Source organism: Nocardia vinacea (genome assembly GCF_035920345.1).
Taxonomy (GTDB): domain Bacteria; phylum Actinomycetota; class Actinomycetes; order Mycobacteriales; family Mycobacteriaceae; genus Nocardia; species Nocardia vinacea_A.
Genome location: NZ_CP109149.1, coordinates 1498403 through 1521175, shown reverse-complemented (window position 1 = coordinate 1521175; position 22773 = coordinate 1498403). Strand labels below are relative to the sequence as shown.

Here is a 22773-nt window from a genome sequence, read left to right as displayed (position 1 = left end):
GGAGCCGACATGGGCAACGAGGCCGCAGTCATCCCACAGGAATCCTTCGCACAGCGCCTGCTGACCGGTTCGGTGAAGAAGTCGTACGAACCTGCCGTCGATTTGGACTGGGACGCGCCGCTCGATCCCGACAAACTTTTCCTGCCGCCGGAGGTGGTTTCGCTCTACGGCACCGCGCTGTGGGAATCGATGACCCCGCAGGAGCGCCGGGAACTTTCCCGCCAGGAACTGGCCAATGTACTGTCCGTCGGTATTTGGTTCGAGAATCTGCTCAACCGCCTGCTGCTGCGGGAACTGATGCGCGATGATCCGACCACCCGGCATTCGCACTACACCCTCACCGAAATGGGTGACGAATGCCGGCACATGATGATGTTCGGCAAGCTCATAGACCGGATCGAGGCGCGTCCGTACTGGCCGCGGCTGCCCGGCCGGCTCGCCATCGGGGCCCTGCCACTGTTCCTGCGCGGGTCGATGACCTGGGTGGGTGCACTCGTCGGCGAGGAGATTTTCGACGCAATGCAGCGGCGCACCCTCGACGATCCGGAGTTGCAGCCCTTGGTTTCTCGGGCGATGCGGATCCACGTCACCGAGGAGGCGCGCCACATCGGATTCGCACGCGACGCACTTGCGCGTCGGGTGCCGACCATGTCGCAGGCCGAATTGGCCTACACCCGTTTATGTGTCGCGGTGGCCGCACCGCTGTTCGTCTACCTGATGACCAATCGGCACATGTACGACCGGGCCGGGCTGGACGGTCGAGCGGCGCGCCGGATCGCGACGAATAACCCGTATGCGAAGAAGGCGCTCGGTACCGGCGCCGCGAATCTCGGTGCATTCCTGGACAAGCAGGGCTTGATCGGTCCGTTGGGCAAGCGAATCTGGCGTTGGCGGGGGCTCTACGCATGACCGAACCCGGAATCGTCATTGTCGGGGCCGGTTTCGGTGGTATCGGCATGGCCATCGAGCTGCGCAAGTCCGGTTTCGACGACTTCGTCGTGCTGGAGAAGGCCGAGGAGATCGGCGGAACCTGGCGGGAGAACAAGTTCGATATTCGCAGGCATATTCGGCTCCGGTCCGAAGTCGTCGCACTCGACTTCGATGACGAGACGGACCGCTGGCACGTACGGACCGCGGACGGGCGGCATTTCCAACCCCGCGCGGTGGTGATGGCACCGGGACCGCTGCACGAACCGAGCGTGCCGGACTTTCCGGGCCGGGATGTTTTCCGGGGACGTAGTTTTCACTCGGCGCTGTGGGATCACGATTTCGAGGTGACCGGCAAGCGGATTGCCGTCATCGGAACCGGTGCCAGCGCTGTGCAGTTCGTTCCGCAGATCGCGAAGCAGGCCGAGCAGGTGGCGGTATTCCAGCGGACACCGCACTGGATCATACCGAAGCCGGATCGGTTGCTGTCGCCGGTGGAGCATCGGATGTTCCGGTATCTGCCAGGGGCGCAACGGCTCTACCGCTGGGCGATCTATCGGGGCTACGAGTCGTTGACCCCGGCGTTCATGAATCCGGAGCTCATGCGTCGCGCGGAAGTGGTGGCGCGGGCGCATCTGCGTCGTCGAGTGGCCGACCCGGAGCTGCGGCGCAACCTCACGCCGGACGATCGGCTCGGATGTAAACGAATCTTGGTTTCCAACAACTACTATCCGGCGCTGCAGCGGGAGAATGTCGCGCTGGTGACCTCACCTATCGCGTCGATCACCGAGACCGGGATCGTCACCGCCAATGGTATCGAGCAGGAATTCGACGCCATCGTGTACGGGACCGGGTTCAAGATCTCCGACCGGTTCGCCGATCAGCACATCGTCGGCGCGAATGGGCTCACTCTCCAAAAAGCTTGGCGCACTGGGATGGCAGGGTTCCTCGGCGTCGCCGTGCATGGTTTCCCGAACCTGTTCCTCATCATGGGCCCGAATTCCGGCGGCGGAAATCAGTCGATCGTCTTCATGATCGAGGCGCAGGCCCGCTATATCCGCCAATGCCTGGAACTGCTGAGCAAAACCTCCAACAGTCGGATCGAGGTCCGCGCCGCGACCCAACACGAATTCAATCGGCGGGTGCAGTCGAAACTGGCTGGCACCGTGTGGAATTCGGGCGGCTGCCGGAGCTGGTACCTGGACGAGCACGGGGTGAATCGGGCCGCCTGGCCGGGTTCCAGCGTCTCCTACTGGCGCACCATGCGCCGACCGGACCCCGGCCACTACGACCTGACCGTGCCAGCGGATCGGGAACCGGCACACGAGTATTCGGGGCCGGCGCTGCTCGATGCCCCGGGCGTCGAAGTACCGGTCGAGGTCACCCTTGGCGGGCATCCGGATCCGATCGACGGCCGCTACCACTGGTACGGGCGCGTCGCCCCGAGCGACGGCCACGAGCTGCCCGATCCCGGGCGTGCCGAGGTACTGCTTACCCTGCCCGGTGGCGTGCCGACCGCTGGTCGCCTCCAGGAGCGCGACCCCTGGGGCAACCTCCGCATCGTCGGTATCGGCACCCCGCCCTACCCGCTGGCCACGGTCTAAGTGGCCGGGCGCAGAAGCCAGGCGCGCAGGGCCTCGGTGACCTCGTCGGGGCGTTCCTCCATAATGAAGTGGTTGCCGCCGTCGATGCGGACCAGCGTGGCGTAGGGGATTGCTTCGGCAAGTTCGCCGGCGGTGCGGAACGGGATGGCCGGGTCGCGGTCGCCCCAAATGACGGTCGTCGGGCAGCTGATCGCACCCAGTCCGGCAGCCAGTTCCGGGCGGATCCGGACGCGATAGCCGGACCAGAAGTGGGCGTTCCAGCGGCGACCGACCGCAGTTTCCAGAACAGCGAGATATCGGCGCAGCTGTTCGCTGTCGAAAGATCCATTGCGCACGTACGGTGCGAGACCCACGCGATGCACCCATTGGATGGCCCGTGCGGTGACGAGCGGCCGCAGCAGTGCGGTCCGTGCCAGCACGGTCAGCAAGCCGAACAGCACATAGTACGGCGGCGTGAAAGTGCCCTGCGCCCGCGAATTCAGAATCGCGAAGCGGCGCACCCGTTCCGGATAACGCTGCAGAAAGCCCAATCCGAGGAACCCGCCGTAGTCGTGACAGGCCAGATCGACTCGGTCCAGGCCGAGCGCGTCCAGCATGCGCCCGATCCGCTCGACTTCGCTGTCGTAGTCACAACTCAGCGCCGTATCCCGATCGGAAGCACCCCACCCGAGCCAGTCCGGTGCGATGACCCGCCGCGATAACGCGAGCGGCCCTATCTGGTGCCGCCATGCGGCATGGCTCTCCGGCCAGCCGTGCAACAGCACCAGCGGATCACCCTGCCCGACATCGACATAACGCAGCCGCGCGCCGTCGACCGTCACCTCCCGCAGCTCGAAGGTCGATTCCGCCTGCCCATCCAGCTTCATCCCTGTTCTCCTGTCTGTCCTGCGACTTTCTGTATCGTCGCGGATATGGCGCGGTCGGCACTTCCAGAAACGTGCGCTCCCGAAACGGCGGTCACCTCCGCCCGGCTCTGGCTGCGACTCGGACACGCGATCTACATCGGGCCCGGGATGGCCCTGGGCGCGCACTCCACCGCGATCGCCGGTCTCGGGGTCGGACTCGACGCCCCGTTCCGGGTCCGGGTCGCGGACGCTCCGGACATCACCGCCCGCAGTTTCCTGTTCCGGGCCCGCGTCACGCACCACATCCTCGACACCGACGTGCCCAAGCTCTTCTGCTTCTTCGACCCGACCTCGGAAAATATGGCCCGTTGCCTCGGCGGTATGCGCCGCACCGTCGGCGGATACAGCGCCGACCATCGGAACGAGGCCGAACTGATCGAGCTGTGCGCCGACCCGGCACCGGATATCGACCGTCTGCTCGAGCTGGCCAGCATCCCGGTCCCCACCATCCGCGATCCCCGCATCGCCGCCGTCGCCACGGCCATCCGCGCCGACCCCACCCAGCAGCAGCGCGCAGCCGAAAAGGCAAGTGCTACAGGACTATCCACCTCTTACTTCCTGCGCACCTTCGCCGAACAGACCGGCACCAGTTTCCGCCGTTACGTGCAGTGGGCGCGGATGTTGCGCGTCGGCCGGGCCTATGCCGCAGGCCACGACCTCACCCGCGCCGCCGTCGACGCGGGCTTCGCCTCCCCTTCGCATTTCAGCGATACCTTCCGCGCCATGTTCGGCCTCACCCCCACCGCCTTCCTCACCATCAATGGCGAGCTCCACATCGACTGACCTATACGTCGAAGTAGAGATCGAATTCGTAGGGGTGCGGGCGGACATTGATTTCGGAGATCTCGGTATCGCGCTTGATTCGGATCCAGGTTTCGAGCAGGTCGTCGGTGAAGACATTGCCTTCGGTCAGGTAGTCGTTATCGGCTTCCAGTCGGTCGATCACGCTTTCGAGGCTGGGTGGAGTTTGGGTGACCTCGGCGGACTCCTCCGGGGTGAGCTCGTAGAGGTCCTTGTCGATCGGGACGGGGGGTTCGATCTTGCGGCGGATGCCGTCCAGACCGGCCATCATCATGGCGGCGAAGGCCAGGTACGGATTACCCGAGGAGTCGGGGCAGCGGAATTCCAGACGCTTGGCCTTCGGATTGGCGCCGGTGACCGGAATGCGCACGGCCGCTGAGCGATTGCGCTGACTGTAGACCAGATTCACCGGTGCCTCGAACCCGGGCACAAGGCGCTTGTACGAGTTCACGGTCGGATTGGTGAATGCCAGCAACGATGACGCGTGCAGTAACAGTCCGCCGATATAGTGCCGGGCCAGATCGGACAGGCCCGCATATCCGGCTTCGTCGTAGAACAGCGGTGTGCCGTTCAACCACAGGGATTGGTGCACGTGCATACCGGAACCGTTATCGCCGAACAGTGGTTTGGGCATGAAGGTGACGGTCTTGCCCTCGGCCCATGCGGTGTTCTTGATTATGTACTTGTACAGCTGCAGGTCATCGGCTGCGGCCAGCAGCGTATTGAACTTGTAGTTGATCTCGGCTTGGCCCGCCGTACCGACCTCGTGGTGCCCCTTCTCCAATTCGAAGCCGGCGTTCTGCAGATTCGTGCACATCCGATCGCGCACATCGACATCGGCGTCGTACGGCGCCACCGGGAAATAGCCACCCTTCGCACGCACCTTGTACCCGCGGTTGATCGTGCCGTCCGGATTGTATTTGACACCGGTGTTCCAGTCGGCGGAGGACGAATCCACCTCGTAGAAGGCGCCGTTCATCTTGGTGTCGTAGCGCACGGCGTCGAAGATGTAGAACTCCGCCTCCGGTCCGAAGTAGGCGGTATCGGCGATGCCGGTGCTCTTCAGATACTCCTCGGCCTTGCGCGCGACATTGCGCGGATCGCGGCTATAGGCCTCGTGCGTATGCGGATCGTGCACGAAACAGTTCAAATTCAGGGTCTTCGCGGCACGGAAGGGGTCCAATTGCGCGGTGCGCAGATCCGGAAGCAGCAACATATCCGATTCGTGGATCGACTGGAATCCGCGCACCGACGAGCCGTCGAAGGCGATCCCGTTGTCGACCAGATCCGCGCCGAACGCGACGGCCGGTATCGAAAAGTGTTGCTGCACACCGGGAACATCGCAGAATCGAATATCGACGTATTCGACTTCCGCGGCGCAGATGTACTCCAGAATTCCGTCGGTGGTGGCAGTCAAGGCTGCTCGCTCGTCCAGCACGGCTTGCTCCTCGCTTTCGCGGCGCAGGTCTATCCGCGGATGGCGAGGCGACCGTCCCTGACGACCGGACCGCCCATTGGGGTCACGGCCTGCTCGCCGAGTCTCACGATACGACTTCGACATCAACGGCGGACCCGAAAAGCCACCCTCACCGCTCCGCAAATACCGGTCACCTCCCTGTCGCCGAGCTGCGCCTGAGCGGCGCTATTCGAAAGGATGGCGTGTCGATTTGTCATAGCTGACGTGATCCAGCGCGTCAGCCCGTGGCGTTATCGACCTACCGGCCCGCGATCTTTGGTCATGTGCACAAGGTGAGGCCTTACAGTCTGCTCGTTTGTCGCTAGCGCCACGGTTCGTCGATGCGTTGTGCTGATAGGTGACGACGAGGTCGCCTGCGCAGCGGTGTGACCTCGACACCATCGAGTAGAAGGTTGGGTCTTGGTTTCATCGACAGTCCCGGCGGGCCCAGCCCGTCCGGACACGCTGTGTGCGGCTTTTCAAGCGAACGCCGCGAAGTATCCGGACATGGTCGCGCTGCGCACAATGGGCGGCGCGGTGGCGATCACCTGGCGGGAGTACGCCGACCGGGTGCGCGCCATCGCGACCGGCCTGGCCGCCGTCGGTCTGCGCCCCGGCGACACGGTGGCGTTGATGATGACCAACCGACCCGAATTCCACCTCTGCGATACAGCCGTGCTGCACGCGGGCGGCACCCCGTTCTCGGTCTACAACACCAACCCCGCCGATCTGCTCGCCTACCAGTTCGGCAATGCGGGCAACAAGATCGTTATCTGCGAGCGCCAGTTTGCGCCGCAGATCCTCGAGGCCATGAAAAAGGCGGCGGCCCAAGGTAATCACGTCGAGCACGTTATCTGCGTCGATGAAGCACCGGCGGGTACGATCGCACTGTCGACAGTGGAAGCGGCCGAGGCGGAAGACTTCGATTTCGAAACCACCTGGCGCAGTGTGAAATCCGAGGACCTGCTGACCATCGTCTACACCTCCGGTACCACCGGACCGCCGAAGGGCGTAGAACTCACTCACACCAACTTCATCGAAAACGCCCGCGTCATCGAGACATTCGGCGGTGGCAGCGGCCACGATCGAGTGATTTCGTACCTGCCGGACGCACATACCGCCAACCGCTGGTTCGCGCACTATCTCACCATGTTGGAGGGTGGTGAGATCACCACCGTCGCGGATCTGAAGAAGGTCGCCGAGGCGCTGGCCGAAGTGCATCCGACCGTCTTCCTCGGTGTTCCCCGGATCTGGGTGAAAGTGAAGGGCGCGATGGAGGAACGCTTCGCCACCGAACCGAATCCGATCAAGCGCGCCCTGGTCCGATCAGCGGTGCGCACCGGCCGCGCCCGCGCCCGAGCCGGCTCCGACGGCCGAGCGTTCGGCCCGCTGGACAAATTCCGGTACGCCCTGGCCGATCGTCTGGTGCTCGCATCGATTCGCACCCGGCTCGGCCTGGATCAGGTGCGAGCCGCGGTCACCGGTTCGGTGGCCATCCCGCCCGAGGTGCACGAATTCTTCCTCGGGCTCGGTCTGCCGTTGTGCGAGGGGTACGGCATGACCGAATGCACTGCGGGCGCGACGCTCAACGGTCCGGGGCGCGTCAGAATCGGTACCGTCGGCACACCACTACCAGGGGCGGAGGTGAAGCTCGGCCACGACGGCGAAGTACTGATCCGCGGCAAAATGGTCATGCGCGGCTACCGCAACGATCCGGAGAAAACCGCGGAGACCATCGATGCCGACGGCTGGCTGCACACCGGCGATATCGGGTCGATCGATGCCGACGGCTACCTCTCGATCATCGACCGGAAGAAGGAACTCATCATCAATGCGGCCGGGAAGAATATGTCCCCGGCCAATATCGAGAACACGATCACCGAGAACTGCCCACTCGCGGGCACCGTAGTGGTGATCGGTGAGCAGCGGCCCTACAACACCGCGCTGATCTGCCTCGACCCCGACTTGGCGCTGGCTTTCGCCCAGCGCAACCGGCTCACCGCGACCACCGTCGCCGAATTGGCGGAGAATCCGGAGGTCTTGGCCGCAATCGAGCAAGGTGTGGCCGCCGCCAATGGCAAACTCTCCCGGGTGGAGCAGATCAAGAAGTACATCGTGCTACCCGAGGTGTGGCAGCCCGGAAGCGATGTTCTGACGGCGACCGGCAAACTCAAGCGCACCCCGATAGCCGCCCGCTACACCGACACGATCGAGAGCTTGTACTCGTAGTGCGGGACGGAGAAGTTCAATGACGCCAACGCGGACCCGGGTCGTCGACGATCTGCACCGAAGAGCCGCATCGCTGGTCGACGGGTTCTACGGGAGCCTGCCACCGTACCCGCGGATACCGCAGTCACTGGTCGAGCGCGATTTCGCGCGCGGCACGAAACTCAATGTCGACTTGTTCTTCGATTATCTGCGTCGCGGCACCGACCCCTCCGAGGAGGACACCAGGGAGCTCGTCGAGCTGGCCATGGACCGGCTCCGCGACGGCACGCCACTAACCGAGGTGCTGGACCGATATCGGCTCGGCTCGGCCTTCATCTGGGACCGGCTGCGCGAAGCGGCCAACCCCGCCGAGCAGGAACTGCTGCTCGACGCCTCGCTGGTGCTGCTGAAGTACATCACGCTGGTCATGACACGCATCGCGGGCGCGGCCACACAGCGCTCGCACGATCCGCGCTGGGAACTGTTGGAGCGTCGCCGAGGTATCGCCGACGCCCTGCTCACCGGGCGCGATCCGGTGGAGTGGGCCAATGATCCGGTCATTCCGGTCGCGGACGACTTCCTCGTCGCGGTATTCCGCCTCTGCGGCACCCGCGGCGCGCACGCTTCGGCGCTGCGGCACCGGGTCGAGGCGATTCCGGGCGTCTTCCTGCGGCTGGACACGGGCGGGTGGACCGCGTTGATCCCAGTGCAACCCGGTGATGACGGCACCGCCGCGATCACCGGTCTCACTGCGCGACTACCTGCACATCAGCCCGATCAAGCGCCGCCCTACTGGGTCGGTGTCGGTGCGGCGGCGAGCAGGGCGGAGATCCCGACGATCTTTGCCGAGGCGCGGGTGCTGGCCGAACTGGGACGGTGCCTGACACGTCGCGAAATACTCTGCCGTAGAACGGATTTGCAGTTCGAATACACAGTGGCGGTCAGTGATGCGGCACGGCCCGGGCTGGCGTCGGTGCTTGCACCACTCGACACCCAGCCGATGCTGGCGGAAACCCTCGAAGTATTCGTCGACAGCAGTTTCAACCAGTTGGCGACGGCGCGTCAGCTCAGCGTGCACCGGAATACGGTCACCTACCGCCTGTCCCGCGTGCATGAACTCACCGGCCTCGACCCGCACCGCCCCGCCGACGCCATGACCCTATCCGCGGCCCGACTGGCCCGCCGCCTCGAATCCGCTGCCTTCGCTCCCTGAGTTCGGGCACTCTGACAAACACCACCCGCCGCAGCTTGCGGATTGCCGGTAGTGCCGCCCTGTCGTTGACTTGACATGAATTCCAGGTGCATCGACGGTTTCGCGCTGCGCACCCGATTCCCGGACGCCCCGATCGCCCGCCCCTTGATCACCGAGTTCCTCGATCGCGTCGCCGTTACCCTGACAGCAGCCGTGCGGCCGGATAGTCTCCGTGAGGGATCCGATTCGGGATTCGCAGTCACCCGGGAGCATCCGATGATGAAGGCTCTGGTTACCGACGGGGCATCCACCTCGCCCCGATCCGTGCACTATGTCTCCGGGCCGCCCGGTGAATTGCGTTGGGAGGGTACCGCATTGCTGCGCGCCGGCGTGCTCGCCTTCGGCGGCAGCATCGGCCCCACCGCATTGCACGCCCATCACGCCGTCCAAGTGGTCGCCGCATGTACGCCGGTGGTCGTGGTGGACGCGAGCGGCATTCGGCATCGCGGCACACATGTCATCGTGCCCGCCGACGCACCGCATCGCATCGCCACCGGGGCCGAGCGCGGCACCGCGATCTATCTCGATCCGGAGTCCGTCGCGGGCGCGGCCGCCGACCGCAGAGCCCACACCCACGGGTGGGCCGATTGTGAACACTCCCTGCCCATCGATCCGGAGCGGGAAACACTCGCCGAACTGGTCGCCGAAGTCGTCGATGATCTCGAACGCGACAATTCGCACAGCATCGAGGCGGAGCGCCACGAGGCAGTGACCGAGGTGCTGCGACTGCTGCCTTCCATCGTCGGCGACGGACCGATCCGCGGCGCGGATGTCGCGCGGCGGGTCGGCATTTCCGCAACCCGACTCACCCATCTGTTCACCGAACAAGTCGGAATTCCACTGCGGCCCTACATTCTCTGGCTCCGACTACATGTGGCGATCACCCGTGTCCGCTCCGGCGACGATCTCACCGCCGCCGCCCACGCCGCTGGTTTCGCCGATAGCTCCCACCTGACCCGCACCTGCCGCCGCACCTTCGGACTGCCGCCCTCGGCCCTGAACCGACGCGTCGATTGGGATCTCGGCGACGCCCCCTAGGTTCAGCCGAATCGTTCAAGTCATTCCGGGCACAGCCGACCAGGCTTGCCCCTATGACCACCATTACCCGCACGCCCGCACAGCGTCTCGCACGCTACGGTTATGTGCCCTTCATGCTGATCGGCCTCAACGGCGTCGGTATCACGCTTAGTTCCTTTGGTGCGCCGAAGTTTTGGCTGTTGCTCGTACTGGTGGTCGCGATCGTCACCTCATTTCTGGTGGAGCGGCTGATTCCGTACGAGGCCGACTGGAATCACGATCTCGATGACACCCTGCGCGATCGCATCCACGCCTTCGTCAACGAAATGCTCATCCTGCTGAGCGTCGCGGCGATTCCACTGCTGGCGGCCATCGTGCCTGCGCCGGACAGCTGGCCGACCTCGTGGCCGTTCCTGTGCCAGGTTCTCCTCGCCATCCTGGTCGCCGATCTCGGCATCACCACGGTGCATCTGGCCAGTCACAAAATCGGACTTCTGTGGCGCTTCCACGCCGTGCACCACAGCGTCAAACGCTTCTACGGCCTCAATGGTTTGATGAAACATCCACTGCACCAGACCGTGGAGATGGCCGCCGGTGTCGCCCCGCTCATCCTGATCGGCCTGCCATCGAATGTCGCTGCCGCCCTTGCTCTCTCGGTCGCCATCCAGCTGCTGCTGCAACACTCCGATGCCGACTACCGGATCGGACCCGCCAAATATCTGCTGGCGTTGAACGAGGGCCATCGCTTCCATCATCTGAAGTTCGCTGGTATCGGCGACGTCAATTTCGGCCTGTTCACCCTGATCTGGGATCACCTGTTCCGCACCTACTCCTACGATCCGGCACGACGCTTCGGCACCGACGATCTCGGTATGGCGGCGAAACCCGACTACCCGACCGGCTATGTCGACCAGTTCGTCTACCCGTTCACACCGGCCGGCGGCTGTGCAATGTAGTCGGTAAGCTCTTGGCATGTTCTCGCGGGTACACCTCATGGCGTTTGCGGTCTTCGCACTCGTCGTACCCGCGCTCGCCCTGGCCGCGGCACCGTCGAATGAATCGGCGGCACTGGCCGTCTTCGGTGTCATCGCCGCGTCGCTGACCTTGACGCTGCTCGCCCTGCAGAGCACCCGACGTATCCCGATGGCGCTAGCCCACTCGGGTCCGCCGCCCTCGGCGCAGCGTCGCCGCCGGGGTTCCTTCCTGCGTCAAAGCAATCCGGATACCGCTGGACGTCCGCGCCCGCGAGCACCTGGTTCGGTCACCGCTTAGCGATCACTCGCCGCCTGGTCCCCAGGCGATTCGGCTGACCATTCCCATCGACGTGCGCATACGCACGTTCCCACAGTCAGGTGCTCTCATGCTCGACTTCATCTATTACCCGGTGTCCGCCATTCTCTGGTTGTGGCACACCGCCTTCGCCACCGTCCTGGGTCCCGTAAGCGGACTCGCGTGGGTACTCGCGGTTATATTTCTCGTGATCACCCTCCGCGCCGCACTATTCCTGCCATTCCTGAAACAAGCGCGCACCCAGGCCGCTGTGCAGCGGCTGCAACCACGCGTCAAAGCCATTCAGCAGAAATACAAAGACGATCCGGTCCGCAGGAATACCGAAATCCAGCAGTTGTACAAGGACAACGGCGTCAATCTCCTCGCGAGTCTGATTCCGATGATCGCCCAGGTCTTCGTATTCATCGGCCTATTCCATGTGCTGCGTTCGTTCGACCGCACCGGGACCTTCGACTATCTACCTTTCGGGCGCACCGCGACAATGACGGCCGAACAGAATGCCGCGACCGCGAATTATCTCTTCGGCCCGGGTGATGTGCAGTCGTTCCTGCATGCCCATCTGTTCGGCGCACCGCTGTCGGCAACACTCGCCGGTGCGGGCGAACTGCTGTCGACCATGGCGCTCGTGGCCTTTCCGCTCATGCTGATCGCCTCTGTCGCAACGCATTTCACTGCGCGCGTGTCAATGAATCGGCAGACCGGGGCGACGCAGTTGCCCTTCATGCGCACGCTCAGCCTGTGGGTCTTCCCGGCGGCCGCGATTCTCGGCGGCGCATTGCTGCCGGTGGCGATCCTGCTGTACTTCGTCACGAACAATGCCTGGACGCTCGCACAACAGCATTTCGTCTACCGCCGCCTCGATGCCGAAACAGCTGCCGAGGCAAAGCGTGTCGCCGCGACCCTGGCGAATGCCGCACCCAAACCCGGCGTGAAACCGAAGCGGCGATAAATCATTCGCCCTCCCCCGCCGCGAACCCTATGGTTGTTCCAGGTCGAGTCAAGGGGCGCAGCGGAATCTCCGCACCGCGTTCCCCGTGTCGGGCTCGGTCTCGCACCTGGCGAAGGGCTCCAAGCCTGGATGGGTTCGATTCCCACTGCGATGCCACCCGGTTCCGATCGGATACGGCAAACGGCTCTGCGGGCGCCGCGGCTACGTCCGCGGGACGCCCCCGCCGCGAACCCGTGACCGGAACCGGGTGACATCCGAAATAACAAGGCAGCCAACGACACACGGCATGGGAGGAGTGAAACATGTACACGACGGTTATGGAGTGGCAGCGAACACTGCTGTACCGCGATGGCACACTCGAGCGAGTACTCGAGCCAGGACGCCACCGCTACGACGCCAAGCGCTGCACGCTGATCGTCGTCGACATGCGGCCCCGGCTGCTGAACGTCAGCGGCCAGGAACTGCTCACCAGCGACGGACTGTCGCTGCGGGTCAGCTATGCACTGACCTGGCAGGTCACCGATCCGGAGGCATTCACCACCGGTGCGCAGTACCCGGAAAGCATGCTGTACGCGGCGGTGCAAGATGCCGCCCGCCGGGCCGTGGCAAGCCATTCCCTCGACGAACTCGTCACCGACCGCACGCTGCTCGTCGGGGACTTCACCGAAATCACCACGGCAGTAGCAGGACTCGGCATGCGCATCGACGCACTCAACGCCCGCGACCTGATGCTGCCCGGCGAACTCCGCAAGGCCGCACTGGAAACCGTGCTCGCCAAGGAACGCGGCCGGGCCGAGCTCGAACGAGCGCGCGCCGAAGCGGCAGCACTACGGTCATTGGCCAATACCGCGCGACTGCTCGAGGAACACCCGACACTGCTGCGGCTGCGCACGCTGCAGGTCGCAACCACCCCGGGCACGCAGGTCGTGCTCGACCCGCGCGAGCGCGCATGAACTGAAACCCCTTGTCCACGCGCGGACAAGGGGTTTCAGCGTTGGGCGACGTCAGGCGCAGTCCGACCGCATTTGAAAGGGACCGCGAATTCCGACGGCCGTTTCAGCGAATCGAATTGCTAGGCACCGACGCTCGTCGCTCCCGATTCGAAACCCTGCGTCTCGCACTGGGTGGGCCCCGGTCTCGATCCGCACCGTGGGCCAGCCGGATGCGCACTCTCGATCCGCAGACCATCCAGGTGCAGGGACCGGACGGCCATCAGCCCAAGATCAGGACATCAGCGACATGAAGAATCAGCAAGCGCCCGTTTGTGTTCCGATCGGGTCAAATTACGCAAACGGAGCGCCGGAATAGACAAGCGGGCAGCAGCCTGTTCCCGGCCGCCCTACACTCGACGCACTATGGATGCTCTCGACGGAGGTGATCGGCGGTTGAACCCCAGGGATCCGCGCGACCAACACACCGCACATTACGAAGCCGGTTATCACCCGGGGAACTACCGTGACCCCGCGTATAGCCAGGATCACGGATACAGCCAAGACCACGGATACAGCACGTATCAGCAGTCCGATTATCCGGACCGGCGGTCTCGACCACAGCAGGGGCCGGACGTCAACATCGGTATGTTCGTTGGTGGCGTGTTCGCGGCGGCGGTGGTGACCACGCTCGCGGCTTGGCTGTGCGCCTGGATTATCGAGATCATCGCCACCCGGGTGACCGAGAACAGCAGTTTCGGGGTGTGGAACCCGATGGCCCAGGACGCGTACTGGTTCGGGGCCGTGGCCTTCATCTGCACACTGCTGGCCGGCGTGCTCTGGTATCTGCTGCGCCTGGGCACTCCGTCACCGGAGTTGTTCTTCAACTGGATCGTAGGAATCCTCACCGCCGCGGCGGTGATCATTCCGCTCGCACTATCGAGCCACCTCTGGGTGGGTATCTCCACCGCGATCGAACATTTGGTGATCGGGCTCCCGATCCTCAGCTTGGTAGGCATGGTGGGCGCCAAAAGCGTCGTAAACCGGTGAGGAACGGCCAACCCTCCGAAGCGAGATCCGATTCCGGGGACCGGACCTAGTCCGGGTACAAGACCGACATCACTCCACGATCAGTAGTCGCTGCAGCCGAAGAACCGAAATCACCACCGCTGTAACGGAACTCGGCATGCACGTCGGCATACTCAACGCCCGCGACCTGATGCCGCCCGGCGAACTGCGCAGAGACGGGCCTCGATCGCCCTTGCCGCAGTGACCATCTTTCAAGCGGCCGTCGGCATGGGCGCCGGGCGCGACACATACCGCCCGGCGTCCCGGCTGTCCAGACCCGCCGCGTGCTCTGATTCGGCAGGAAATCCCTGTTCGCGGCCTCGCCGCCATGACAGACTGCATCTTGGAGATGCCTTCTGGGAATGATCGGAGGATCGGAGCGGAGTTGGAACCGACGACGAATGAGTCGGATACTGTCCATCGAACTCGCACCTTGCTGGCATCGGTTGTCAGGCGGTTCGCCGACACCTGGGATGAGACCGGTGCGCCGCCGGACCTCGCGGAGTATCTGCCGGATGCGCCCGGATTGCGGCGGATGTGCCTGATCGAGCTGATCAAGGTCGATCTGGAGTACCGGTGGCTGCGCTACGACCATCCGAAGCGGCTCGCCCAGTACTGCGCCGAATACGCCGAACTGAGCACCGGGCCGACGCCACCCGATCTGGCCTACGAGGAATTCCATGTGCGGCGCCGGTCCGGCCGCGACCAGGATCCCGGCACGCAGCCGACCGAAGTGGCTACCACTGCGTCGACCTTGTCCGATATCAACTACCGCAGCACGCTGATCGCCCCGCCACGGTCTCTGGAAGCGCTCAACGGGATCAGCGCCGGTGCGAGTGTGGACGATTTCGACCTGCTCGTCGGACTGGGCAGCGGCGCCTTCGCGCGGGTATTCCTGGCGCGGCAACGGTCGATGCAACGGCTGGTCGCGGTAAAGATCTCGTACAACCGCGGCACCGAGCCGGAGACGCTGGCGCAGCTGGATCACGAGTACATCGTGCGGGTCTTCGATCATCGGCTGATCGAGAACGGCGAGCTCAAATTGATGTACATGCAGTACCTTCCTGGCGGCACGCTGCTCGGGGTGCTGAATCTGGTGCGTGCCCGATCACCGGACCTCCGCAGCGGCGCCCTGCTGCTCGACGCCGTCGATCAGGCCATTCAGGATCGGGGCGGCATCGTCCCGAGTGAGACCGGTATCCGCGGCGATATCACCGGATATTCCTGGCCGGAAACGGTGGCGTGGCTCGGCAGCCGGCTCGCCGAAGCACTCGACTACGCCGCGCGCAGCGGGGTGTTGCATCGCGATATCAAACCCGCCAATGTGCTGCTGACCGCGGAAGGCATTCCGAAGCTCGCCGACTTCAATGTCAGCTTCAGCAACCACGTGGCCGGGGCCAATCCGATGGCGTACTTCGGTGGGTCGCTGGCCTACATGTCCCCCGAACAACTCGCCGCCTGCCATCCGGAGCTGCCGACCACCGCCGAAGATCTGGATCTGCGCAGCGATATCTACGCGCTCGGCGTCATGCTGTGGGAACTGCTGACCGGCCGCAGGCCCTTCGACGACGAACCACTGGCAGGTGAATCCGAAACCTCGCTGGCGCGCATGCTGGAGCTGCGGCAGCAAGACATCGAACCACGGTACCTGTCCGAGCTGCCGCCGGACTGCCCGCCGACCCTGCGCCGGGTGTTGTTGAAATGCCTTGCGCCACAGCGGGACAACCGCTGGTCGAGCGGCGCCGAGTTGGCACAGCAGTTCGAGCTGTGCCTGGACCGTCGCGCCCGCGATCTCGTGGACCCGCAAGGAAGCAGTCTGCGTTCGAAAGTCGGCCCCTGGTCGCTGGGGGCGATCGTCACCCTGGCCAGCACGACCGGAGGCTTCCTCGGCGTGCTGTACGGAAACGTGCACAACAGAGCCTTGATCGAGGCGTGGATTCCGGACGACCAGCGACAGTCCTTGCGGGCCATCAACCCGGTGCTCGAGCTGATCATCCCCCTGCTGGTCCTCATCGTGACGAACTATCTGTGCCGCAGGGTTTTTCTGGTGGTGTGGCGCGGACTGAGAAAAGGCCGGATGTTCACCCCTGAGATGCTGGCGCTGGCACGAAGAGACACCCTGTCGGTCGGTGACCGAGTCGCCTGGGTCGCATTCGCCGGATGGAGCGTCGGCGCGATCGTGACCGCGCTGGCACTGCACAGCGACACCGACCTGCCCCTCGGCCAGGTGGTGCACTTGTCCGCCTCACTGCTCGTCTGCGGCGCCATCGCCGTCGCCTACCCGTTCTTTCTTGTCACCCTGTTCGTCGTCCGCGTCATCTACCCCCGCCTTCTCCTCCACGGCACCACACCCGAGGACCACGACAACCTCCGCGCCCTCAGCCGCCGCAGCACCCGCTACCTCGCAGTCGCCGCATCGATTCCATTGATCGGCGTTATCCACGGTCTGATGTTCCTGAAACCGGAAGAGGCCGCCCTGGTCACCGATTCGATCCGCTGGCTCGCCATCGCAGGCGTCTTCGGCTTCATCGGCAACTATTGGCTGCACCGAAAACTCGAGGATGACCTGCAAGCATTCCAACGCACCCTGTCCGGCAGCTCGCGGCAGAACCAGCGCTGACGATTCCACGACCGCGCCGGAGTCGCCGATCGCGACGGCGAACGTGGCGTGCGCGTCGATGTCGCGTCTGCTCAGTCGAGGTGTCCACTGATCGCCGATCTCCACTCAGGGTGGGTTCGCCAGCCGGTCGGCCAGTGTCTCGGCGATTCGGTCAGCGAGCACGTCGACCAGCCGCCAGGTCTGGATATCGATCAGGATCGCGCCGTAATGGTGCCCGTGGCGCTGGGCGAAGTCGACACTGAGCCCCTGGTGTCGGTGGGGCCGGATCGGACAGCGCGCGAATGTGCCGCAGCATGGCATTCTGCTCACCGTCGCAGCCAGATGCCGTGTCAAACCGGGCACCGGCGCAACAACCCAGTGCCAGCGCGACGGCGCAGTGAAGCGCTTCGGTGTGGTCGTGCGGGCGAGCGTGCCGGGCCGCCGACGCCGGCAGTCCTATAGCACGGCATGGGAGAAACTGCCAGGACGGACCTGGTCCCGAGTGTGTCGCGCCGTCGCGCAGCGCGACACCTCGCCTGGTAACGCCGTCATACGAGCGGGCCCCGAGCGCGTCTTCGGCTCGAGGTCGCGCGGTGCCGGGATCGAAGGTCCGCTACGAGATCGGGTCCGCCGCACGCCAATACGCGGCACCGTCGAAGAATCAACAGAATTTGATCATCGAATTCAAGTGCGGGATTAAGATCAAATTGCGTCACCTCGGCAAAATATACTGTTTGCCAATTGTTAACCGTGATTATTCGCACAATAAGAAAAGTGGATTTGCAGATCTCTTCTTCATAACATTTGTGGTGTGCGACGTGATGGCGTCGTTATCCATCTGTGAAAGGAAGCTCTGTACATGGTCTCTCGCAAGGTCTTCGCCGCCGCCGCCACCGTCTCTGCCGCCGCCCTGTTCTTCGGCCCGGTCGCAGTGGCCTCCGCCGCAAACCCCGCCGCTACCCCCGTCGCCAACTCCGCCGCCACCGGCTCCGCGGGCTCGGGTTCGGCCGACGGCGGCTCTTCCTCGGGTTCGGCCGGATCGTCCTCCGGCTCCGCCATGCTCGACTCCGGCAGCTCGGCCCTCGACGGCGGCACCTCCGCGATCCTCAACATCATCGATTCGATCACCGGTGTCCGGGACCTGACCCAGCCCAAGCCCGCCTCCTGACTCGGTCTCGGTAGATCACCACTTCGTCCGTATCGCCTCTCGGGGCTGGATTTCTTTTGTGCCGCTACGCTGAACATCGGCGAGCGCGCGCCATTGCAGTGAATTTGCCAGAATCAAACCGTTCATTCGCCGTGTCGAGTAGCTGCGGCTGGTGAATTCTGACGATTCCGTTTGCCCGCCAACGAGATAGCTCTCCGCGCTGTGCGTCCGGGCGGCACCTGCCGCCCCGACCGCCTGCGGGGTTGGCCGCGTCCGGTCCGCGATCGAGTCATGGCGGACCGGTCCGCGATCGAGTCATGGCGGACCGGTCCGCCGAATCCATGTACGTGAGCGGTCTCTTTCAGCAAGCCGCTCTCGCGGTCCTCATCCAGCCAAGCGCCGAGGCCTGAATTCCCCACTGGAGCAACGTCCGTGCGAGCCTGCCGGGCTTATGGTCCTAACTACCGCGATATCCGCCGGCGAAGTACATGGCGTCGCTGACACGGCTGCTCGCCTATTGCGCTGCCATCCAATCAGGGCTCCGCACTTAGGTACCCAGCGCGGTTGCGGGGACACCGTAAGGCAGGAACCGCACGCGACGGCGTTCGTCGGTATTGTCGCGATGCGCACGCAAGGCCTCGAGCTCGCTCGGAAAAACCTGCTCGACCCTGGCCTCGCCGGCATCATCGATGCTGTAGATGACCCACACTCCACTGCCGGTCTCGCCGGTGGTCTCGCCCTCCGGTTTCGGTGGCCGCGTGCGCTCCGGCTGAACAAACTGACCCAGCAACGACGCCAGCGTACTCACGGTTGTGCGATCGATGTACTCACCGGCTTTTCCGAGCAGATCACGGAATTCGATCCCCGCCTCCCGCAACGCGCGTTCGAATTCTTCCGGATCGATCCCAAAAGGCCTTTCGGATGCCATCACATTGCTCCTGGAGTCGAATTCGGCGCTACGCCTTCAGTGTCCTCGCGTAATTCCGACTTCGCCACGTCCGGCAATGATCCCGGCGCGATGCGACGAACTCGTCCCGCTGGATCGGCTGGCGGTACCGCCCCGGCGGCGGTCGGAGACCTGCCCGGTAGCTTTTGCCCAGCCCGGCGATAGACCTGGAAGACGTAATGGGGTTGCACGGATTCGGCATCAGGCCCGCATGGCCGCCCGCGGTCCGTAGACTTCGGCCGTGGGTGATATCGCGGACTTTGCTCGGCTGATCGCCGGCGATCATGGCCTTTGTGTCGTCTCGACCTCGCGGGCCGATGGCACTGTTCAGTCCTCGCTCGTCAACGCAGGTGTGTTGGCGCACCCGCAGACCGGCGAGCCCGTGGTGGGCATGGTGGTCCGCGGTGGTACGCGCAAATTGGACAATCTCCGTGTTCGGGCGCGGATGACGGTTGTCGTCCGTGTCGGGTGGGCGTGGGCGGCCGTTGAGGGATCGGTGTGGATCGTGGGTCCCGACGACCCGGTGCCGGACATCGACGCCGAACGGTTGCGGCAGTTGCTGCGTGAGGTTTTCACAGCGGCGGGTGGCACGCACGACGACTGGGACGAATATGACCGGGTCATGGCTGCCGAGCGCCGCGCAGTCGTTCTCGTCGTCCCGGATCGCGTCTACGGCAACGGCTGAGGCGGCGAAAGGACAAGCGGCTATCCGCTGCCGCCTCGGCCCGCCACGTAGCGGCCGCCGCGGGTGAACAGGTTCGGGCGCCGATGAGCCGATCGCTGAAGGTTGCCCCACCGGGCGGGACGTTGACGCCGATGTAGCGCGCGTTCAGATTGTTCGCGCTGTCCATACCCGCCCATGCCAGGAGCACACCCTTGGCGGGATGGATCACCCTGATTAGACAGTGTGCGTCCTGTGAACATGAGTCCCCCCAATACATTCCCGGAGTCGCCGGCAGCGGAATGGGCCGAGCGACGGCGCTGCTGCTCGCGGCTTGCAGGGTTGACCACGACCGGGTGCGGCAGTTCGCGCCGACCGAATTTCGCCCTGCCACAGCAACATGTCAGCATCATCGGTTTACCTGAGTCGTGCGTATGTAGTCGCGTCACAGGGTGCAGCCGCTCGGAACAAGCCGGCACGACGTCACCGGCATTTCGGGTTACAGATCGGTGTCAACTGCGTACTTCTGCTGAATTGCAAACCAGCACCGCCGGATTCGGACGCAGCAACCTCGATCCCGTGCGACGCTGTAGGCCCCCGGAGGCTCGAGCCGGGGAACTATCGCAGTGTTCGAAAGGGCAGACAATTATGACAACTACCAACGACCTGGCGCAGACCACCGACAACGCGGCCGCCGCCGAGGAGGAGACGACAGCTACCGACGGCGAGGTGGCGGTGACCGAGCCGGAGACGGCCACCGCGGCCGAGGTCGAAGTGCCGGCCGCAGCGGGCGAAACCGCGCTCGCTGAGAGCGAAACGGCGGTTGCTGAAGCTGAAGCAGCCCAGGAGATTACGGTATCGGTGGCTGAGCACGATGTGGCGACCGAGTGGGAGCCCGCAGCGGCAACAGAGGGTATCGAAGCGCCGCAGGCCGAATCCGCTTTTGCTGAGAGTGAAGTGGTGGTGGCCGAGGGTGAGGCCGTCGCCGACGCTCAGGCCGAACACGTAGCTGAGGCACCCGACGCCAGTGAATCCTCCGCCGCCGAGAGCGATCCGGTTGCTGAGGGTGAGGCGGTCGCCGAAGCTGCGGCAGTCGAGGGGGAGGCAGCCGCCGAAGACGCGCCCACAGCCGAAGATGAAGTGCCGCAATCCGACTCGACAGTCGAGGCCGGAGCCGGGGTTGCCGACACGGTCGAGGAGACGGAGGCGACCGCTGCCGAAGCCACCGCCGAGGCTCGACCTGACGCTGAGGCCGCAGCGGCGGCGCCGGTCGCGGAGGCCGATGCTGTAGCCGCCGAGACCGAAGCCGAAACAGCAGGCGAAAACGAAGTGCCACAAGTCGAAGTCGCGGATGCGGCCGAGGAACCGGACGAGGTGGACGCCGAAGACGAAATTGCTGCCGAAAGCGAAGCTGGCGAGACCCAACCTGACGCTGAAGGATCGGCCGAAGGTGCGGAGTCGGTGGCGGAGACCGCTGCCGTTGCTGCGACTGAGGCCGAAGCAGTCGCCGAAGGTGAAGTGCCGGAAGCCGAACCGGCAGTGGAGGCCGAAGCCACAGTCGAGATCACGGAGGACGCCGACACCGGCGAAAGTGGGGTGACGGTGGCCGAGGAGGAGATGGTCAGTGCCTCGGGTGAGGTAGCGGTAGCTGAAGGCGGTGCGGACGTCAGGACCGAAACACCGGCCGAGGTGGACGTCGCCGCAGAAGACGGCGATGCGGTAGTCGCCGAGGCTGAACCGACCGTTGCGGAGGAGGCGGAGGCCGAAGCGGAGCAGGTCGCTGCGGACGAGGTGGCCACTGAAAGCGAGTCACCCGCACACGGCGAGGAGGTGGCTGAGGCTGAAGCCGTTGTGGGCGAAGCAGTCGACGAAGAACATGCGGCCACCGCCCCCGAGGCGGAAGCGTCCGGCGTGACAGAGCTGGCGGCCGAGGGAGCTGCGGCGGAGCCACCCGTTGCCGAGGGTGCGGGGGTCTTCGAACCGGTTGAACAGGGACAGGTCGTAATCGAGGGTGAGCCACCAGCGGAGGCCGAAGCCGCGGCGGAATCTGCCGCGGTGGGTGTCGAAGCGGACGAGGAATACGCAGCGGCTGACGATGAGGAGGATGTCGAGACCGAAGCCTCCGCCGAGGTGGTAGCTGCTGAAATCGAGGCGCCAACTGAGGACGAGACGGTGGCCGAGGTGGGTGACATCGAGGTAGCTGAAGAAGAGGGCGTGGCCCAGTCCCCCGAGGTGGAAGTGGCTGCCGAAGTACATGCGGTAGCCGAGGAAGTGCCTGCGGTTGCGGAGACAGCAGAGCCGGAGGCCGGACCGGAGGTCGCGGTTGTTGCGGACACAGCAGACCCGGAGGCCGAGGCAGAGATCGCGGTTGCGGATACAACAAACCCGGAAGCCGAAGCAGAAGCCGCGGTTACCGACACAACAAACCCGGAGACCGAAGCAGAAGCCGCGGTTACGGAACGTGAGGAGGTAGCCGAGGGCGAAACCGCTAGTGAGGTCGAGCAAGACCTTGAGGACGAGGGCAGTCCCATAGAGAGTGACGTAGCCGAAGATGCGGCAGCGATCGACGACGAGACAGGCGTCGAGTCCGAAGAGGAAGTGGGGTTGGTGGCGGTCGGAGCAGAGGACCTGGTGACCTATTCGAGTTCAGTCGTCCTGGCCACCGAGAAACCGGCTTCCGCCGGTGAGGGTGCAGCGGCGAGAATCAGCGATCATGCAGCGATCATCAGCGATCAGGCGAGGATCATCGCGAAACTTCGACGAAGGGTGATGGTTCTCGAAACCATGGTCAAAGCACAGGAGGCCCAAGCCCACTCACTGGTCGGACTTGCCACGACCTACAAGAACGAATTGTCCAGTCTCGCAGCTGATCTCATGGATCTCTGACCCGCCGCCAGGAAATACCGGGAAGCGCCCGCACGCTGGAAAAGCCCAGGGCGCTTCCCAGCCTATTCGGCCGGGGGGCGGGCCCCTGCCGTCAACTGGACGTTTCCCGATGGCTCCATAGTCGATCG

Annotated in this window: 19 protein-coding genes; 15 read left to right on the top strand and 4 right to left on the bottom strand. The window is 64.5% G+C overall.

The genetic code is table 11. The features are described from left to right. The first annotated feature begins 9 nt into the window (after positions 1–9). A complete protein-coding gene (locus OIE68_RS07245; RefSeq protein ID WP_327098606.1) occupies positions 10–909 on the top strand; it encodes a diiron oxygenase in 900 nt (299 codons plus the stop codon). Next, a complete protein-coding gene (locus OIE68_RS07240) occupies positions 906–2531 on the top strand; it encodes a DUF4873 domain-containing protein (protein WP_327098605.1) in 1626 nt (541 codons plus the stop codon). Before OIE68_RS07245 ends, OIE68_RS07240 begins: the two co-directional genes overlap by 4 nt. Here OIE68_RS07240 and OIE68_RS07235 read toward each other — a convergent pair. Beyond that, positions 2528–3397: an alpha/beta hydrolase gene (locus OIE68_RS07235; protein WP_327098604.1), complete on the bottom strand. Its 870-nt coding sequence runs from the start codon at positions 3395–3397 to the stop codon at positions 2528–2530. The two genes, OIE68_RS07240 and OIE68_RS07235, sit on opposite strands and share 4 nt — an antisense overlap. A 45-nt stretch (positions 3398–3442) precedes the next feature. Between OIE68_RS07235 and OIE68_RS07230 the strand changes: the two genes are divergently transcribed. Further along, a complete protein-coding gene (locus tag OIE68_RS07230; RefSeq protein WP_327098603.1) occupies positions 3443–4219 on the top strand; it encodes a helix-turn-helix domain-containing protein in 777 nt (258 codons plus the stop codon). 1 nt (position 4220) lies between these two features. Here OIE68_RS07230 and glnA read toward each other — a convergent pair whose 3' ends face one another. Continuing rightward, a complete protein-coding gene (glnA, locus tag OIE68_RS07225) occupies positions 4221–5654 on the bottom strand; it encodes a type I glutamate--ammonia ligase (RefSeq protein ID WP_327101601.1) in 1434 nt (477 codons plus the stop codon). A gap of 459 nt (positions 5655–6113) precedes the next feature. On the opposite strand from glnA, the gene OIE68_RS07220 reads away from it, so the two are divergent. The 9 genes from OIE68_RS07220 (at position 6114) to OIE68_RS07180 (ending at position 17026) form a co-directional block, all read left to right on the top strand. Next, positions 6114–7922, top strand: coding sequence for a long-chain fatty acid--CoA ligase (locus OIE68_RS07220; protein WP_327098602.1), 1809 nt, complete (start codon positions 6114–6116; stop codon positions 7920–7922). A 19-nt stretch (positions 7923–7941) separates the two neighbouring features. Beyond that, the gene (locus OIE68_RS07215) at positions 7942–9114 is read left to right on the top strand and encodes a helix-turn-helix domain-containing protein (protein WP_327098601.1); all 1173 of its coding nucleotides are present in this window, start codon (positions 7942–7944) and stop codon (positions 9112–9114) included. A gap of 75 nt (positions 9115–9189) precedes the next feature. Then, positions 9190–10191 carry a helix-turn-helix domain-containing protein gene (locus OIE68_RS07210; protein ID WP_327098600.1) on the top strand — a complete coding sequence of 334 codons (1002 nt, stop codon included), beginning with the start codon at positions 9190–9192 and terminating at the stop codon, positions 10189–10191. Positions 10192–10244: 53 nt separating this feature from the next. Next, positions 10245–11126, top strand: a complete 882-nt coding sequence (locus tag OIE68_RS07205; protein ID WP_327098599.1) for a sterol desaturase family protein — start codon at positions 10245–10247, stop codon at positions 11124–11126. 16 nt (positions 11127–11142) lie between these two features. Continuing rightward, positions 11143–11442, top strand: coding sequence for a DUF6412 domain-containing protein (locus OIE68_RS07200; RefSeq protein WP_327098598.1), 300 nt, complete (start codon positions 11143–11145; stop codon positions 11440–11442). A gap of 88 nt (positions 11443–11530) precedes the next feature. Next, positions 11531–12409, top strand: coding sequence for a membrane protein insertase YidC (gene yidC, locus OIE68_RS07195; protein WP_327098597.1), 879 nt, complete (start codon positions 11531–11533; stop codon positions 12407–12409). Positions 12410–12711: 302 nt separating this feature from the next. Further along, a complete protein-coding gene (locus tag OIE68_RS07190) occupies positions 12712–13362 on the top strand; it encodes a slipin family protein (RefSeq protein WP_327098596.1) in 651 nt (216 codons plus the stop codon). 432 nt (positions 13363–13794) lie between these two features. Then, the gene (locus OIE68_RS07185) at positions 13795–14388 is read left to right on the top strand and encodes a hypothetical protein (RefSeq protein ID WP_327098595.1); all 594 of its coding nucleotides are present in this window, start codon (positions 13795–13797) and stop codon (positions 14386–14388) included. Positions 14389–14755: 367 nt separating this feature from the next. Continuing rightward, entirely contained in the window at positions 14756–17026 is a 2271-nt protein-coding gene (locus OIE68_RS07180) for a serine/threonine-protein kinase (RefSeq protein ID WP_419150686.1), read from the top strand. A 105-nt stretch (positions 17027–17131) separates the two neighbouring features. Here the strand turns inward: OIE68_RS07180 and OIE68_RS07175 are convergent, their stop codons facing one another. Further along, entirely contained in the window at positions 17132–17335 is a 204-nt protein-coding gene (locus tag OIE68_RS07175; protein ID WP_327098593.1) for a hypothetical protein, read from the bottom strand. A 529-nt stretch (positions 17336–17864) separates the two neighbouring features. Here OIE68_RS07175 and OIE68_RS07170 point away from each other — a divergent pair. Further along, positions 17865–18173 (top strand): hypothetical protein, encoded by a 309-nt coding sequence (locus OIE68_RS07170; RefSeq protein WP_327098592.1) that lies wholly within the window; start codon positions 17865–17867, stop codon positions 18171–18173. 526 nt (positions 18174–18699) lie between these two features. On the opposite strand, the gene OIE68_RS07165 is transcribed toward OIE68_RS07170, so the two are convergent. Further along, complete coding sequence (locus OIE68_RS07165; protein ID WP_327098591.1) at positions 18700–19080, bottom strand: hypothetical protein; 381 nt, start codon at positions 19078–19080, stop codon at positions 18700–18702. Positions 19081–19339: 259 nt separating this feature from the next. Between OIE68_RS07165 and OIE68_RS07160 the strand changes: the two genes are divergently transcribed. Together OIE68_RS07160 and OIE68_RS07155 are read left to right on the top strand one after the other, a co-directional pair. Continuing rightward, positions 19340–19783, top strand: a complete 444-nt coding sequence (locus OIE68_RS07160; RefSeq protein ID WP_051183095.1) for a pyridoxamine 5'-phosphate oxidase — start codon at positions 19340–19342, stop codon at positions 19781–19783. 624 nt (positions 19784–20407) lie between these two features. Next, entirely contained in the window at positions 20408–22645 is a 2238-nt protein-coding gene (locus OIE68_RS07155) for a hypothetical protein (protein WP_327098590.1), read from the top strand. The last annotated feature ends 128 nt before the right edge of the window (positions 22646–22773 follow it).

Bases quoted from the DNA above. Each gene is read 5' to 3' on its own strand.
- OIE68_RS07180 (WP_419150686.1), top strand. From the start codon at position 14,756: ATGCCTTCTGGGAATGATCGGAGGATCGGAGCGGAGTTGGAACCGACG.
- OIE68_RS07190 (WP_327098596.1), top strand. From the start codon at position 12,712: ATGTACACGACGGTTATGGAGTGGCAGCGAACACTGCTGTACCGCGAT.
- OIE68_RS07240 (WP_327098605.1), top strand. From the start codon at position 906: ATGACCGAACCCGGAATCGTCATTGTCGGGGCCGGTTTCGGTGGTATC.
- OIE68_RS07235 (WP_327098604.1), bottom strand. From the start codon at position 3,397: ATGAAGCTGGATGGGCAGGCGGAATCGACCTTCGAGCTGCGGGAGGTG.
- OIE68_RS07230 (WP_327098603.1), top strand. From the start codon at position 3,443: ATGGCGCGGTCGGCACTTCCAGAAACGTGCGCTCCCGAAACGGCGGTC.
- OIE68_RS07155 (WP_327098590.1), top strand. From the start codon at position 20,408: ATGACAACTACCAACGACCTGGCGCAGACCACCGACAACGCGGCCGCC.
- OIE68_RS07215 (WP_327098601.1), top strand. From the start codon at position 7,942: ATGACGCCAACGCGGACCCGGGTCGTCGACGATCTGCACCGAAGAGCC.
- OIE68_RS07200 (WP_327098598.1), top strand. From the start codon at position 11,143: ATGTTCTCGCGGGTACACCTCATGGCGTTTGCGGTCTTCGCACTCGTC.
- OIE68_RS07205 (WP_327098599.1), top strand. From the start codon at position 10,245: ATGACCACCATTACCCGCACGCCCGCACAGCGTCTCGCACGCTACGGT.
- OIE68_RS07170 (WP_327098592.1), top strand. From the start codon at position 17,865: ATGGTCTCTCGCAAGGTCTTCGCCGCCGCCGCCACCGTCTCTGCCGCC.
- yidC (WP_327098597.1), top strand. From the start codon at position 11,531: ATGCTCGACTTCATCTATTACCCGGTGTCCGCCATTCTCTGGTTGTGG.
- OIE68_RS07245 (WP_327098606.1), top strand. From the start codon at position 10: ATGGGCAACGAGGCCGCAGTCATCCCACAGGAATCCTTCGCACAGCGC.
- OIE68_RS07210 (WP_327098600.1), top strand. From the start codon at position 9,190: ATGAATTCCAGGTGCATCGACGGTTTCGCGCTGCGCACCCGATTCCCG.
- OIE68_RS07165 (WP_327098591.1), bottom strand. From the start codon at position 19,080: ATGGCATCCGAAAGGCCTTTTGGGATCGATCCGGAAGAATTCGAACGC.